This is a genomic window from Synechococcus sp. Cruz CV12-2-Slac-r (assembly GCF_024346075.1).
Lineage (GTDB): Bacteria > Cyanobacteriota > Cyanobacteriia > PCC-6307 > Cyanobiaceae > Synechococcus_D.
The window spans coordinates 1-14,667 of sequence record NZ_JAGQEK010000034.1 but is presented as its reverse complement, the minus strand read 5'-3'; the positions used below and the strand labels follow the sequence as shown (position 1 = coordinate 14,667).

The window sequence follows — 14,667 nt, the reverse complement described above, 5'->3', positions numbered from 1 at the left end:
AGATATCTAAAACCTTTATAAAATCTTTAAAACAACAACTTCATTATAAAACGCTTGCATTGTCGTATAGATCCCAAACTGGAATTGAGATAAGACTTAAAGTAAGACTCATCCAATACTGCTAATACTATTTATTTTCAACTTGCGATTTGATTTTTTTTGAATTTTTTATTTGTCCTCTTTATGGGATTGATCCCTTTAAGTAATTGATTGCTTTCTACCACCTACGTCTTCTGTGCAAGCTTCTGTCCAATCTTTTGTCCAGCGCCTTCGGAAAAAGCTTTGATTGCAGTGAATACCAACTGCAAATAGTGGGTATTTCTTACAAAAATTCTGCAGAGTATCTGTGCTTATCACAGGTACTCGAGAATATCTATTCGTTATCTCATGTATCCCAGGCAAGACTTACTCTAGTTCTTGTATTGATTCTTGAATGGGACGCATGGAATAACAATTTTTGGCAAATAGCGCCAAGAAGCCCAAAGGCATGCCGAGCCAAGGCTTGCCAATCTCATCTAAGTCTTGCCGCAGGTCTTTAAGTGTGAATTATTTGAGATTAACTAGATCGGATATTTTTGAGGCCTAGGTGCTGGTTTGCATGCCTTGGATCAAGTAGTTGAAATAGGGCTCCAATAATTTTGAATCTTCTGCTGAAACAAGCGATACCGAGGCAACCTTCATGCAACGCATCGCTTCCACCATTCCCTGCATGGGCACGCCAAGGCTGTTGTACATCTCTCTAGCCCCTATAAGCCCTGTGTTTTCGATGAAACGGGTACTTCCAGCAAGAACTCCATAGGTAATTAATCTCAAATACCAACCAAAATCCCTTAGACACTGAGCCCTTTGTTTCTGACCGTAGGCATTGCCCCCCGTAGCCACATATTCGGGTTTGATACTAAAAAGCTGCTTTGCAGATTCAGCAACAATTTTTTCTTCGTTCTCGCTCAGAATTTTTGCCACCCTTAGGCGCTGAGTTCCACCACTAAGGAAATCAACCATCGATTGCAATTCGCCACCACTGGGGTAACGCAGCTCATCGTCTGCTTGAAGGATCAGATCGCGTACAACGCTCATCGCAGTGCCGGTGCCTAATTCAGCTTATCTAACTCAGGCCACCAAGCTGCCGAAATCGTTTGTTTTGCCTTGGTCTGTAACGCCACGACTTATGGTCGTGTTGTGAAAACAAATCCCAGCCAGCCAAATCTGCTCACCCTTGAGATCCGCGATCTCAGTGGGGAGGGTGATGGCATCGGTGAAGAAGGCGGAAAAATAGCCTTTGTTAATGGTGCCTTGCCTGGTGAACAGGTAGAAGCTCGCCTCACCGGAGCATCCAAAGGGATGGTGCGCGGTGAAATTCGTAAATTGTTGCGTGCTTCACCTGAACGCCGCCTACCTGCTTGCATCCTTGCTGGTGATTGTGGCGGCTGCAGCCTTCAGCACTGGAATGATTCAGCGCAGGCAAACTGGAAACAAAGCCGAGTTCAACAAGCATTAAAAAGAATCGGTGGCCTTGAATTAGAGGTTCAGCCAATCCTCGCGGCAAAAGCGGTTTTGGGTTATCGCAACCGGGCAATCATCCCAATCCAGCCCTCAAGCCATGGAATAAAGGCTGGTTTCTACAAACGTCAAAGTCACGATGTAGTGAATATGAATCACTGCCCAGTGTTGGATCCACGCCTCGATGCACTTATTGCACCAATTAAGCAGGATCTGGAAGAATGTGGCTGGCCCGCTTACTGCGAAGCAAGCCACAGCGGTGAACTACGACATCTTGTTTTGAGGATTGGCGCCAACAGTGGCGAAATACTCCTGGGTTTAGTGGTGAGAAGTTCCCCTCTAGATGGGGTTGATGTGCTGGCTCAGGAATGGATAGAGCGATGGCCTGCAGTAGTGGGTGTTGTGCTGAACACTCAACCAAAACCAACAAACACCCTGCTTGGCCCCACCCAGCAACTAATCGCTGGAAGGCCATGGCTTCTAGAGCGATTTGCTGAATGCAGCTTTGCCATTGGCCTTGATACTTTTTTTCAGGTTCATACCCCCCAAGCAGAAAAACTAATCCCACTTTTACAGCAGGGCCTCGCACTAAAAAGTGGTGAGGTTTTGATTGATGCATTTTGCGGTGTTGGAACCCTCGGCCTGCCATTAATTTGCGGCGGATCAAGGTTAATTGGAATCGAACAACACCAAGCAAGCATTGAAAGAGCTGAAGATAATGCTCGCCTTAATAATTTAGAAAACGCAGAATTTATAAATGGGTCGGTGGAAGAAAAACTTGCTGAACTATTGCCAATAGCTGATGCGCTTTTACTAGACCCCCCTCGCAAGGGTCTTAGCGAACGTTTAATTTCAACTATCAACGAATGTCCACCGGAACGAATCGCATACGTAAGTTGTAATCCATCAACATTGGCTAGGGATCTTGCTCGCCTCACTAGCGGCGGTGAATTGGAATTAATTTCTGTTCAACCAATAGATTTTTTCCCTCAAACAACCCATTGCGAGGCTGTTGCTCTACTTAGACGCGTAACTTCGCGTTAAAAGTTTTTTGCAACAATTCAATTATATTTAGCATAGGTGCTTCCACTTGCTCATCTCTTAATGTGCAATCTTCAGCTCGAAACCTAAGCCTCACAGCTATACTGCAAAAACCAGGATCTACTTGAGCGCCAGTATATCGATCTAATAACTGCACATTTTCCAGAAGAGAACCCCCCCATTTACGCATTGAGCAAAGTATGAGGTTGGCCTCTATGGTTTCAGACACAACGAATGCCAAATCCCTTTCGCTCGCTGGCACGGTTGGATAGGCTTTAAATACGGGGCTAAAAAGTTTATTTGCACTGGCAGCAGTTAATAATTGTTCGAGCTCAAAATCAAAGAGGCAACAACCACTAGGGAGCTTGTGGTTGTCTGCTAATTCAGGATGTATTTCTCCAAATATTCCCACCACCTTTCCATTAAGGTATAAACTAGCAGCACGGCCAGGGTGTAATTGTGGTTCGCCATTATAGGTTTTATCCTGTAATTCCAAGCCAATTTCTCTAAAAGCTTGTGCAATTACTCCACGCGATTTGTAGTAATTTGGATTAATCATTTGCCCACTATTGCTCCATAATTCTGAGCCTTTATAGCCGCAAATAATGCCTGTTAAACGAATTGTTTCGGCATAATTATTATCAATTTTTCTGAATACTGTGCCAATTTCAAATCCCCAAAATCCAGGTTGTGGGGATTGTAAGTTTCGGCTAGCTGCCAGGAGTAATCCATCACTTAAATTAGTACGAAGATTACCATAATCTGCCAAAAGTGGATTAGATAATTCTACTTGCTCATTATTACTATTAGTATCTTTCGGTACTAGTGATAAATGTGTTAATTCCTGAAGGCCCGCTGCCCGAAGTGCGGAGCAAAGGCGCCGTTGCAATTCCTCCTGTGCACTTAAACCTCCAGGCTCCAGGGGATCAGGAAGGTGGCTGCAAAAGCGGTCGTAGCCAACTAGGCGCGCCACTTCTTCAATTAGATCAACTTCCCTCTTGAGATCACCCTGGCGGGCCGGTGGCACCAACACATGCCATATTTCGGATTCAGCTTGGGCTTCCCCTTCACTACGAACCTGGCAGCCCAAGCTCTCAAGAATATTTACCACGTCTTCACTATTGATTTCTTCATAGCCTGAGTCGCCTCCATCAAGGGGCCCTAATAGTTTTTCAAGGGCGCTTCTGCGAAAAACAATTGGCTCGATCTCCTCTTTATTTTTGGCTGCTACCCAACGCCTAGTTGCTTTAGCGCCACAGATTTCTTGAAGTAAATCCACTGCACGATCAGCTGCTGCTAAACAATTGGCCTTTGCAACCCCTCTTTCAAAGCGCGCAGAAGATTCACTGCGAAGTGAGGCGGCTCTACTGCTGCGTCGCACTTGAGAGGCTGAGAATACTGCCGCTTCTAATAAAATGCCTTTCGTTTGCAATTGAACCGAGCTGGCTTCACCGCCCATCACTCCGGCTATTGCAACAGGAATATCCTGCTCTGTAACCAATAAATTCTCACTAGTTAATTTTCTTTCTATCCCATCTAGGCATTTAAAAACTTCGCCTGGTTTTGCTAGCCGTAAGGCAAAGCAAGCAGCTTCACCCACCATGTTGCTGTCGTAGGCGTGGAGTGGTTGCCCCGTTTCAAGCATCACCAGATTTGTGATGTCTACAACGTTATTAATGGGTCTTTGCCCCGCGGCCTCGAGCCGGCGTTGCAACCAGAGGGGAGATGCCGCCACTTGCACATTTTCTAGTGCCGTAAGAGAAAAAAGTTCGGAAAATTCAAATAGCGATTCACTTTCTAAATTCTCAGCTTTTGAGCCCTTTGAAACCTCTGGAAATACAACAGCTAACTGTTCAAGTGCAGCCACTTCTCTTGCTAACCCCAGCATCGACAGGCCATCAGCTCGATTTGCAGTGATTGCTAACTCAAAAATTCGATCATCCAGTCCTAGTAACGGTCCAACCGGTTGACCTAATTGAGGTAGTTTCTGAGCTGAGGAAAGGGCAATTTGCTCCAGGTCTGCAATTCCATCAACATCTGTGTGAAGGCCAAGTTCAGCGAGGGAACAGAGCATTCCGCAACTATCTACCCCTCTTAATTTCGCCGGTTTGATATCAAGTTTTATTGCTGGCAGATAGCTACCAATAGTGGCCACGGCCACAGCCATACCCTCTCTTACGTTGCTCGCACCGCAAACGATTTGTAAAGGTGCGCTAGCGCCTATAGAAACATCGCAAATATTTAATTTTGTGGCATCAGGGTGGGGTGTTTTGCGCTCAACCCGTCCGCAAACCACCCCATTAGCCCTCAGGCTTAGATCCTCATCCGCTTCCACTTCAAATCCAGCCATCGAGAGCTTTTCAGCTAGAGCCGTTGGATCACAACTGAACGGAACTAGCTCCCTGAGCCATTGCAGCGAAACGCGCATTTAAAAGCAAGAGCAGCGGCTGGATCCTACCGATTGCAGGCACCCAATCGGTTATGCTCATGGATTGTCACACCGCAAGTTAGAAGCGGCGCAACGTCCTTATGGCCAAAAACAAGGGCGTCCGGATCGTGATCACCCTCGAGTGCACGGAATGCCGGTCCAATCCCTCCAAACGCAGTCCTGGGGTGTCTCGTTACACCACGGAGAAGAACCGCAGGAACACCACCGAACGGCTGGAGATCAAAAAGTTCTGCCCCCATTGCAACAAATCAACTGTCCATAAAGAAATCAAGTGAGTTGAGCGAAGCTCATCATCTCAAAATTTCTTTGTTTCCTGCACCTATTTCCTAGTTGCGGTTTTTAGTTTTTTCCTCTGAATTCCAATGTCCAGTTCATTCTTTAAAAAGCGTCTCTCCCCAATCAAGCCAGGCGATCCTATCGACTATAAGGACACTGAGCTTTTAAAAAAATTCATAACTGAGCGTGGCAAACTACTGCCGCGTCGCATGACAGGCTTAACAGCTAAACAACAGCGCGATTTAACTAATTCTGTTAAAAGAGCTCGTATCATGGCTCTGTTGCCATTTGTAAATCCTGAGGGTTAATGTGTAAGCATTAACTTAAAGAAGTTTATGATTAATATTTAACTGTGCAAATTGGCGATTTAGTTGGTTACGTGCCCGAGGGCCGTGCACCACGAATAGGATTGATAAAGGAATTAAAAACTGGAAAAGCAGTATTACATTCCCCACCAGAAGCCAAGCTAAGTAAGGGATATCCAGTTAGGGAGCTTTTTTTAATCGCATCTTGTAGCCATTGGCCTGATAAAGATCTCTTGAATGGCCTATGTTCTATTAAATTAGCTTCCAGCATTTTTGCAACTGCGTGGATACAATCCCAAAGCAAAGAAAATTTCAGCTCAAGCGGTCTTGGGGCAAACCTTTTAGATTTTAGTAAACTACTATTCAATTCTCCCTCTCCAGCTGAGCTCGCATCTTGTTGGCTTTCCCTGGCGGCGAATCAAGATTTATTTAGATTGAAGCGTGATAATATCTGCGCCCGCAATATTGATGAATTGCGATCTTTGCGGGGCACGCGGCGACGCAAGTATTTGGCTTTAGAAATTAAAGCTGCTTTAGAATTAGTTCAGCCTTTAGCTTTTATCGCCAATGAAGAATTTCCGCGCGAATGTTTAATAGAAGCTGAAAAACTCCACTCGCAATGTTTGGACTTTCAAGAAGGAGACAACGATCGCATTGATCTCAGTTATTTGCGTTGCTTCAGCATTGATGATCCAAGCACCCTCGAGGTTGATGATGCGCTCTCGTTGGAAATTGATCTAGATGGCCGGCAGAAGATATGGATTCATGTGGCAGATCCCCATCGACTTATTGCCGCTAATAGTTGTCTTGACTTAGAGGCAAAACGTAGAGCTTCAAGTCTTTACTTAAGTGACAGGCTAGTGCCCATGTTCCCACTTCAACTTGGCGCTGGCCCATTTAGTCTTACGCCTGGGCTTAATAAAGCAGCCCTAAGTGTTGCGGTATGCCTCGATAGCGATGGCTCAATTCTAAGTTGTGATATCTATCGATCCTGGGTTCGCATTACCTATGCGCTCAGTTACAACGATGCAGACGAACTTATTGACCTTGCCCCCCCCGAGGATCCTGATCTTTCCCTATTGCATAATTTGCTTTTAACTCGCCGCACCTGGCGCCTAGGGCAAGGCGCATTAATGATGGATCAGGCAGAAGGTAGGTTATTTCGAACTGAAGGGGAACTAAAACTTGAAATTACAGAGCCGTGTTCGGCAAGGGGAATGGTTGCTGAAGCAATGGTTTTAGCTGGAGCAGCAGTAGCCAATTGGGCAGAAAAAGTGCATTTAGCGATGCCCTTTCGGGGTCAAGCAGGCAACCAAAGTCTTAGCGAACAACAATTGCTTGCCATACCACCAGGAGCTGTGAGATGGGCTCACCAACGCCTTGGCCTTGGGCGAAGCCGGTTGCATTCAAGCTCTTCCCCGCATCAAGCTCTTGGCCTAGAAAGCTACCTGCAATGGACATCTCCAATACGTAGATATGCTGATCTCATGGCCCATCGCCAGTGGTTGCAATATTCAGGTTTACTAAAAGGAACCCCTAATAATGAAGAAGATATCAAACCTCAGCTTGAGCAATTGGAGCAGCAAAGTAAGGAGGTAGCCCAAATAAGTAGAGAAGATCAAAGGGCTTGCTTGCTTGAATGGCTGCAGCTGCAAAAACAAAAAAGGGAGTTGCAGCCTGCAATTATGTTGCGTTGGCTCCGAGAAGATCAGGATCTTGCACTTGTGCGGATAGAAGCGTGGGCAATGGAATTACCTGCTCGTTTGCGCGATAGGGCAATTCCAGGGGATTTGCTAAATATACAAATTCAAGAAGTTGATCCAGGCCGAGATTTATTGCATCTCAAAGCAACAATTGGTTGATTCTCCACCACGGACCCCATGGATTCCAACGGCCAAGAGCGGTTATTCGTTTGCCGTGCAAATTTGCCATTTGCATTTTTACCAATGGCTCAAGGCTTATCAGAGGCCATTCGATTCCATCCCAATAACCAAGCCATTGATCTTCTGCTTTGATGTTTAGCTCCATTATTTGAGCTTGTTCGCCTGGTTCTGATGGGGGAGCCAAGGGGGAGCAAGTTTTGGAATTTTCATTAAGGGCGGCCATCTGCTGATCTCGCCAATTGGATGAATGCCAAGGCAGATCTTCCAATATGAACGGACCTAACGGTGCCTTTTGATCATTTATTAGATTTTGCTGTATCTGACTCACCTTGATATCCGCAGGCAGCAGCCCCCCTCGAGAGCAAAGGGCTGCTGCCATACCAGCAGCTTGACCAATATTTAGAATTAAAGGCCCCAATCTCGTGGCGCCGTTAGCTATATGGCTAACACTAATCCCCTTATCTGCCATTAATAAATTTGATATTTCAGCACCATAAAGACAATCAAATGGTATACAAAATGGTGTGCCGCTCCATCTTCCTCCCCAAGGAATTGATTTTGGCGCCAGGGGCCAATCTGCACCAGGATAATGGTGATCGTTTGGATAATTACCAACAGCAATGCTATTTTTACTATTTAATTTATTTTTTTGATTAGGTAATAGATCTTGTTCAATAACTGTGCAGGCACCAATTAATCGTCTGCTCTCACGCCAATAGGCCTGAAGCGCTAAACAACCCCCGGCCTGAATCGATGGGAATGCATTAGCAGGCTGCAATAAACCATTGCTAATTACTTGCAATTCATTCAAAAAGTTAAGGCTGTGATTTTGCATTGCAGCGCGATGTTCGCTGATACGAACTTTTGAGCCGCTGAAGGGTGCCCCAGGATCTTGATGCCAATCATTTCCGGCTTTGGGCCAATTCAGCATCAGCCAATTTTGTGGAAGATGTCCATAGCTAAGGGTTCTAATCAAACCGTGGGGATTAAGGCAATCATTAAATGGCGGGTTCGCTTGTTTTAATTGGGGAATGAATTGATTACCCACCAAGCTGCCCTTCCACTTACCGATAACAACCCAAGTTGGAGATTGAACAGGTTGAGCGGTAAAAAATGGATCTTGCTTCAGCTGTTGCATAGGGGGAGCACTGGGCTCGTTCCATTGCTCTTTAGGTTCCCAGCCAAAACGATGTTTTATGCCGGCTAAAGCAAGGCTTTCTGCTAATTCAGTGCCATCAATAATTAAATCAAACTTAACCTGGAGTTGAGAATTAGGATCGCTGAATATCGCTTCCACCAGCCTGTTACCCAATCTGTTCAGTTTTTCCAAATTCATCCCGCTGCGCCATTGCAGATTTGGTTCAGCTGCCAGCCAGCCCTGAAATATTTCCTCTGCTTGGCCGGGTTGAAAACCAAAACAACTAACCCAGTTTTGGTCCAACCCCTGGGGCACCTGTTGCCTTAGTTGGCGTAGCAATGCACCCCACAAACCTGTTTGCCAGGGGCTCAATTCGTTGCCATCCGGCGCGGAAACACCGCTGGCACTCAGCATTCCCCCTACCCATGCCCCTGGTGTAACGAGCAAGCACTTGGTTCCGCTGCGGGCGCATTGCAGGGCTGCTCCAAGGGCTCCACTGCCGCCCCCAAGTATTAGTACCGGCGTGGATATGGTTTCAAGGCTTAAAGGCATAATTTTTTAGCAAATGTGGAACTTGGCAGTCCGCACCACCTGGGTAAGATCAGTGGCGATGACTACCACCCTCACTTCTCCGCTCTACTACGTCAACGATCGTCCCCATATCGGTAGTGTTTACACCACTTTGGCCGTAGACGCCCTCGCCCGCTATCGGCGCCAGCGTGGGGAGCAAGTGGTTTTTGTTACCGGTTGCGATGAACATGGGCAAAAGATACTTCGCACCGCTGAACAAGCCGCAATCCCACCTCAATTACATTGCGACAAAATTAGCGCTGAATATGTACAAAATTGGGCTGAATGGGGAATTAGCAACGATCGTTTTATCAGAACTAGCGATCCCCGCCATCGTTTAATTGTTAATCAATTCTTTGAAAGAGTACAGGCGAATGGAGATATTATTGAGGGTAGGCAACAAGGTTGGTATTGTGTTGCCTGCGAGGAGTATAAAGACGATGCCTTCTCTTCTAATAACCCAACTTGCTCAATTCATCAAAAGCCCCTTGAGTGGCGAGATGAAAGTAATTTGTTTTTTCGTTTATCTCGCTATCAAGATCAAATTAACTGTTTAATTTCAAGAGATGGATTTATACGCCCTTCCGCACGGCGACGTGAGGTAGAAAATTTTGCTGCCGCTGGATTACATGATTTTTCAATTTCTCGCGTTGATTTGCCGTGGGGTATACCTGTACCCGGTCATAACAACCACACTTTTTATGTTTGGTTTGATGCCTTACTCGGTTACATAACAGCCTTATTAGAACCAAATGATCCTCCAGATTTAGATCTTGCCCTTTCGCGGGGATGGCCCGCAAGTTTACATATAATTGGCAAAGATATATTGCGTTTTCATGCTATCTATTGGCCTGCAATGTGTCTTTCAGCAGGTATTGAACCCCCAAGGGCAGTTTTTGGCCACGGTTTTCTCACCCGAGAGGGCCAGAAAATGGGCAAATCATTAGGTAATACACTTGATCCAAATGCACTTATTAAATCCTTCGGGGTAGATGCTGTTCGTTGGTACTTACTACGCGACATCCAATTTGGTGATGATGGTGATATACAGCAAAAACGTTTGCTTGATCTTGTTAACAATGATCTGGCAAATACTATCGGAAATCTTGTTAACCGCAGTATTGCCATGGCAAGGAAGTGGTTTGATGGCGTGCCAGAACCAAATATCCTTCCAGACAAAGATCATCGTCTAGCTATTGTTTGTGTGCAAATCAGTTCCCAACTTGATTCTAGATATTTAGAGCTTAACTTTCGCTCCGCAGCTGAGGATGTTCTTCTATTAGCAGCTGATGCAAACGGGTTTCTTAGCGAAACAGCTCCATGGTCTGCCATTAAGGATCCCAACAATAGAGATCAAGTTGCCTCTGATTTATATGCAGTACTCGAATCTTGCCGCTGGCTCGGCGTGCTTTTATATCCCCTTCTCCCAGCACTAAGTATCCGTTTGCTTGATCAATTAGCAGAACCTTCCCCCAACTGGGAGACCCAGTTGCATTGGGGCTTACTAACTCCCGGTAAAAAGCTTGCAGAACCAATACCCCTAATGCAGCGCCTAGAGCTGGAGAATGAATTGTGAATATTGCAGGCCCTTTGGTCGGCTTGGTTTTGCTACTTTCTGCTTGCCAAATTTCAGAAGATTCAACTGCAAAAGCCCCGGTACCATTTAAATTTAAGCAGCTAAAATTACATCAAAACGACCGAGGCGGTAAAAAACTATGGGATCTACAGAGCCCTAAGGCTAGCTATCGCATCAATCAGCGCATTGCATACATTGAGATGCCCCAGGGTTTATTATATCGCAATGGACAAGCTTCGTATAGAATTACAGCCAAGCGTGGTACAATTATTAACGATGGTGAACAAATTGAATTAATTAACTCAGTAAAATTAACTACTTTGGATTATCGTAAAATTACTTTATTAGCCGGCCGTGCCATCTGGAAGCCAGCTGAGAATATCATCGACTTAATTGACAAACCACAGGCGCTTGATCCCACGAGAACACTTAGCGCTGGCAAGGCCCGATTTCATATAAATCGTGAGGATTTGGAATTGAAGCAATCGCCACGTTTACTGATCTGGACAAAAAAACAGGAGGCACCTGAGTTACCACAACTTGATCTACTAGTAAGAACTGCAAATTGGAATCTTATAAATGGCAAATTAAGTGCTGCTGGTCCGATCAAAAGCCTGCAAAGGCCCCAAAAAGATCAGCAACGCTTTTTAACTGCAGTAGCCCTTGAGGGCAATACCAAAGAGGAATGGCTCGATTTTTTGCCGCCAGTGGTCATTACAGATCCAGCAAAGAAAATGGAACTAAAAGCTGGCCTTAGCAGGTGGTGGATTAAACAAGAGCGCATTACATCGCTCGATTATGCGGAAGCTAAGCTTGATAAATTATTATTGAAAGGATCCAAGCTTGATCTACAGGAGCGTAATCATTCAATTCAGGTGGGAGCCAACTGTGTAGTAATTCAGCCACAGCAATCCTTAAAAGCAGATACCTGCACTTGGAATTGGAAAACCGGAGCTATTTTGGCAGAGGGTGCAGTGGAATTAAGACGTAATCAACTAAATCAGGTAACAAGAGCTCGTCAGCTACAAGGCAAAACCGGTAGCGATGGCCTTGTTGTTTTCACTGCGCCCGGGGAGCGAGTTGCAACTCAACTACGCCTACCCCAGGCAAAAAGCCCTATAAAAAATCAAACGCCAGCAATTCAATTTTAATTTTATCCGCCCAGCCTTGAGCCCAGCGTTCATCACTTCGGCTGAAGCAACGCACAGACCAGCCACCGATCACAAGCCAGCCTTTTTGATCCAAAGGTGTTACCAGCACTGCCGGTAATGGTTGTGGCAAATAAGCAAACTCGTTTGCTCCGGGGTAGAGCTCAAGATTTACTAAAGATATCTGCTGCTGTTTCTCTAGGGCCTTACTCAAAATTGGCCCAGATTTAAACGGCTCTGTTCCCAGTAGTCCGCGTCGTAACAACACTTTCCCTTCCCATACCAAAAGCACACTGGCGGCTGGTGTGGCGAGCAAAAGCATCGCACTTCCCCATGCCAATTCTTTTTTTAATTGAGTGGGTAAGGATTCGGCAAACTCCAAGCCCTCAATACCCTCCAATTTCACCCGGTCTCGGGGGGCTGGATTTGCTTTTGTCCATATCACCCCTACCAAAACCAGGCCAACGGCCATAACCCCAGCCAATACGGAACTGCGGCCAAAGGCTGGATCGATAATCTGGAATTCCGAACTAAGTGTGAGGCTATTCACTGTTGTAAGCAGCAAACCAAGAATTCCGCAGGTGATTACAAGCTTTGCTGCAGGCGGGGGGCTGCCATTTTGTGGATTCATGGCTCAAATGGTATTGACCTTGGAGATTTTTGATGAATAGTGCTGAATCCTTTGCAGCTGTGTGTCTTGCAGCGGTTGCTAGCGACGGTGTTCTCGGTAGGGATGAAGCCCGTAGTTTGAGGATCGAACTTGAATTTCGCACCCCCTTCTCCTCAATGGAAGATCGCGAGATGACAGATCTTTTTGATCGCCTTTTGGCTTTATGGAGAGATCTGGGCACCATGGGCCTAGTGAAGAGTGCCATACCTCAACTAACCCCTGCCCAACGGGAAACCGCTCTTGCAGTGGCAACTCAACTGGTGCGGGCTGATCGAGTGGTGGAGGCAGAGGAGTTGGAGTTCCTAAATACCCTTGCCAGCAGCCTCGATCTAAATCCTGGCAAAGCTGAATTGATTATCGAAGTTATGGATATTTTGCATCGTGATGCCTTAGACACTTCAAACTAACTTGATCCATAGGGGGGAAATGGTTACAACATCAATCTTGCGCTTTTTCAGCCTGCTAGCGCTGCTGCTGGCTTTGGCACTTCCTGCATATGCCGTAGGTGTTGAGGATTACCCCCTTTTGCCATCAACTGAAAAAGTGAGTGATGGCGCTGATGTGCTCAGCCGAGCGGCAATTGCTGAATTGCAAAGGCGTCTAGAAGTTTTTAGTGATGCTCGAGTTGATGCCCGCGTTATTACGCTTCGGCGGCTGGATTATGGCTTGAGCCTGCAAGAACTAGCTGATCAACTGCTAGAGCGCTGGCAAGGTGAAGACAATGCGGAATTGCTAGTTTTAATTGAAACTGGCACTAACAGCGTTTCTATTCAAGCCTCCTCTGAGGTTCATAGCCTCCTTCCAGAAGAGTTATTGCTTAGCACCGCTGAAACCACAATGGCTTATCCGCTGCGAGATGGCGGGCGCTATCGCCAAGCTCTTATTGATGGTATCGATAGGCTCGGTGTGGTTTTAGCTGGCGGGGATGATCCAGGCCCTCCCGTTGTGGTTGAACCGGCATTAATTGTTAGCAACATTCCTAGCGCTGAAGAGACAGCCAATAGCAACGGCTTTTCATGGGTGATTGTTTTACTCGTAGTTGGAACACTCGTACCGATGGCAACTTGGTGGGTGTTTTCCAGATGATTGCGCGGCATTATGGACGTGTTAGAGGATTTCCAAAAAAGAGATGAATAACTTGTTGGGCACCTTCAGCAAGGCGGAGGATCTACATTTTAGTAGCAATCTCGAGCTTGCCTATGAGTCTGCCTTGATGATCCAGGGGCTTGAACTTGAATATTTCAATGACCGCCCTGTACGCACTGATATTGATCTAGGACTTCCAAAAACAACTCAAGCGCAAATTATTCGCAGATTCCGTTCTGGCTTAGCCAACTGTCGTCAAATTGTGGGGTCTATTGAAGCGCAAAGGTCTGAGCTAGACAGTCAAGAATTGCGTCAGCTGCAATTAATAGAGTCTGTTACCCGTCGCTATGGAAATGGCGATAATCAAGGCATACTACGTAGACCAGAAGCGTTGCCACGCAGTTTACTAGGGGTATTTGATCGAGTAAGAAATGAATTGAATCCCGAGGCGGAAGCAAGTCTTGTTGCAGGTTTTCGCCGCAGACGCGATTCCACTCTTGTTTCTTTAAGGATACTGTTACTACTAATCTTGGTACCTTTGTTATTGCAGCAGGTTTCAAGAACATTCCTCGTTGCCCCGATAATTGACAGATTGGCGCCTAAAGTGCCTTTTTTAAGTTACACAAAGCCGCAGCTTCAAGATATTGCCGTTAGCAAACTAAGGCTTTATAAAGAGGAATTGGAATTTGATGCGCTTTTAGCCGGCAGAGAAGCACCAAGCCTTGATGAAATAAGATTAAAACTATCCGAAAGAGCTGATCAACTCAAGGATGACGCTGATTCAGGGAGCACAATCGCTATTAAAAACGTAATTTCTGATGTAATTGGATTGCTAGGATTTATGTTTGTATGTTTTTGGGGCCGTGAGGATTTAAGAGTTTTGCGGGGCTTTTTTGATGAATCTGTATATGGCTTAAGTGATAGCGCTAAAGCATTTGTGATTATTCTTTTTACGGACATGTTTGTTGGTTTCCATAGCCACGAGGGCTGGACTGTTTTACTACAAAGCATTGCAAGTCATCTGG

Annotated in this window: 14 protein-coding genes; 9 read left to right on the top strand and 5 right to left on the bottom strand. The window is 45.8% G+C overall.

The features are described from left to right. Positions 1–582: 582 nt before the first annotated feature. Positions 583–1,077, bottom strand: coding sequence for an allophycocyanin subunit alpha-B (locus tag KB557_RS04655; protein ID WP_255131742.1), 495 nt, complete (start codon positions 1,075–1,077; stop codon positions 583–585). A 102-nt stretch (positions 1,078–1,179) separates the two neighbouring features. On the opposite strand from KB557_RS04655, the gene rlmD reads away from it, so the two are divergent. Next, on the top strand, positions 1,180–2,544 hold the full coding sequence (rlmD, locus tag KB557_RS04650; protein WP_255131740.1) for a 23S rRNA (uracil(1939)-C(5))-methyltransferase RlmD: 1,365 nt from the start codon (positions 1,180–1,182) through the stop codon (positions 2,542–2,544). Here rlmD and pheT read toward each other — a convergent pair. Then, on the bottom strand, positions 2,522–4,969 hold the full coding sequence (gene pheT, locus KB557_RS04645) for a phenylalanine--tRNA ligase subunit beta (RefSeq protein ID WP_255131739.1): 2,448 nt from the start codon (positions 4,967–4,969) through the stop codon (positions 2,522–2,524). The genes rlmD and pheT overlap by 23 nt on opposite strands. 101 nt (positions 4,970–5,070) lie before the next feature. On the opposite strand from pheT, the gene rpmG reads away from it, so the two are divergent. Together rpmG and rpsR are read left to right on the top strand one after the other, a co-directional pair. Next, positions 5,071–5,265, top strand: a complete 195-nt coding sequence (gene rpmG / locus KB557_RS04640) for a 50S ribosomal protein L33 (RefSeq protein ID WP_106499878.1) — start codon at positions 5,071–5,073, stop codon at positions 5,263–5,265. 87 nt (positions 5,266–5,352) lie between these two features. Next, complete coding sequence (gene rpsR / locus KB557_RS04635; protein WP_255131737.1) at positions 5,353–5,574, top strand: 30S ribosomal protein S18; 222 nt, start codon at positions 5,353–5,355, stop codon at positions 5,572–5,574. A gap of 67 nt (positions 5,575–5,641) precedes the next feature. On the opposite strand, the gene KB557_RS04630 is transcribed toward rpsR, so the two are convergent. Further along, positions 5,642–5,938, bottom strand: coding sequence for a hypothetical protein (locus tag KB557_RS04630; RefSeq protein ID WP_255131735.1), 297 nt, complete (start codon positions 5,936–5,938; stop codon positions 5,642–5,644). 67 nt (positions 5,939–6,005) lie between these two features. Here KB557_RS04630 and KB557_RS04625 point away from each other — a divergent pair, with 67 nt between their 5' ends. Further along, positions 6,006–7,433 (top strand): ribonuclease catalytic domain-containing protein, encoded by a 1,428-nt coding sequence (locus KB557_RS04625; RefSeq protein ID WP_255131732.1) that lies wholly within the window; start codon positions 6,006–6,008, stop codon positions 7,431–7,433. Here the strand turns inward: KB557_RS04625 and KB557_RS04620 are convergent. After that, complete coding sequence (locus KB557_RS04620; RefSeq protein ID WP_255131731.1) at positions 7,414–9,144, bottom strand: FAD-dependent oxidoreductase; 1,731 nt, start codon at positions 9,142–9,144, stop codon at positions 7,414–7,416. The two genes, KB557_RS04625 and KB557_RS04620, sit on opposite strands and share 20 nt — an antisense overlap. A gap of 58 nt (positions 9,145–9,202) precedes the next feature. Between KB557_RS04620 and metG the strand changes: the two genes are divergently transcribed. Continuing rightward, on the top strand, positions 9,203–10,738 hold the full coding sequence (gene metG / locus KB557_RS04615) for a methionine--tRNA ligase (RefSeq protein ID WP_255131729.1): 1,536 nt from the start codon (positions 9,203–9,205) through the stop codon (positions 10,736–10,738). Beyond that, the gene (gene lptC, locus KB557_RS04610) at positions 10,735–11,889 is read left to right on the top strand and encodes an LPS export ABC transporter periplasmic protein LptC (protein ID WP_255131727.1); all 1,155 of its coding nucleotides are present in this window, start codon (positions 10,735–10,737) and stop codon (positions 11,887–11,889) included. The genes metG and lptC overlap by 4 nt, the downstream gene beginning before the upstream one ends. On the opposite strand, the gene KB557_RS04605 is transcribed toward lptC, so the two are convergent. Further along, positions 11,855–12,517 carry a cofactor assembly of complex C subunit B gene (locus tag KB557_RS04605; RefSeq protein WP_255131725.1) on the bottom strand — a complete coding sequence of 221 codons (663 nt, stop codon included), beginning with the start codon at positions 12,515–12,517 and terminating at the stop codon, positions 11,855–11,857. The genes lptC and KB557_RS04605 overlap by 35 nt on opposite strands. Positions 12,518–12,549: 32 nt before the next feature. On the opposite strand from KB557_RS04605, the gene KB557_RS04600 reads away from it, so the two are divergent. The 3 genes from KB557_RS04600 to KB557_RS04590 form a co-directional block, all read left to right on the top strand. Continuing rightward, positions 12,550–12,963, top strand: coding sequence for a tellurite resistance TerB family protein (locus KB557_RS04600; protein ID WP_255131723.1), 414 nt, complete (start codon positions 12,550–12,552; stop codon positions 12,961–12,963). Positions 12,964–12,982: 19 nt separating this feature from the next. After that, positions 12,983–13,642 (top strand): photosystem II repair protein Psb32, encoded by a 660-nt coding sequence (gene psb32, locus KB557_RS04595; RefSeq protein WP_255131722.1) that lies wholly within the window; start codon positions 12,983–12,985, stop codon positions 13,640–13,642. Between the two features lie 43 nt (positions 13,643–13,685). Beyond that, positions 13,686–14,667, top strand: a 982-nt coding sequence (locus KB557_RS04590; protein ID WP_255131720.1) for a proton extrusion protein PcxA, incomplete at its 3' end; no start/stop codon positions are given.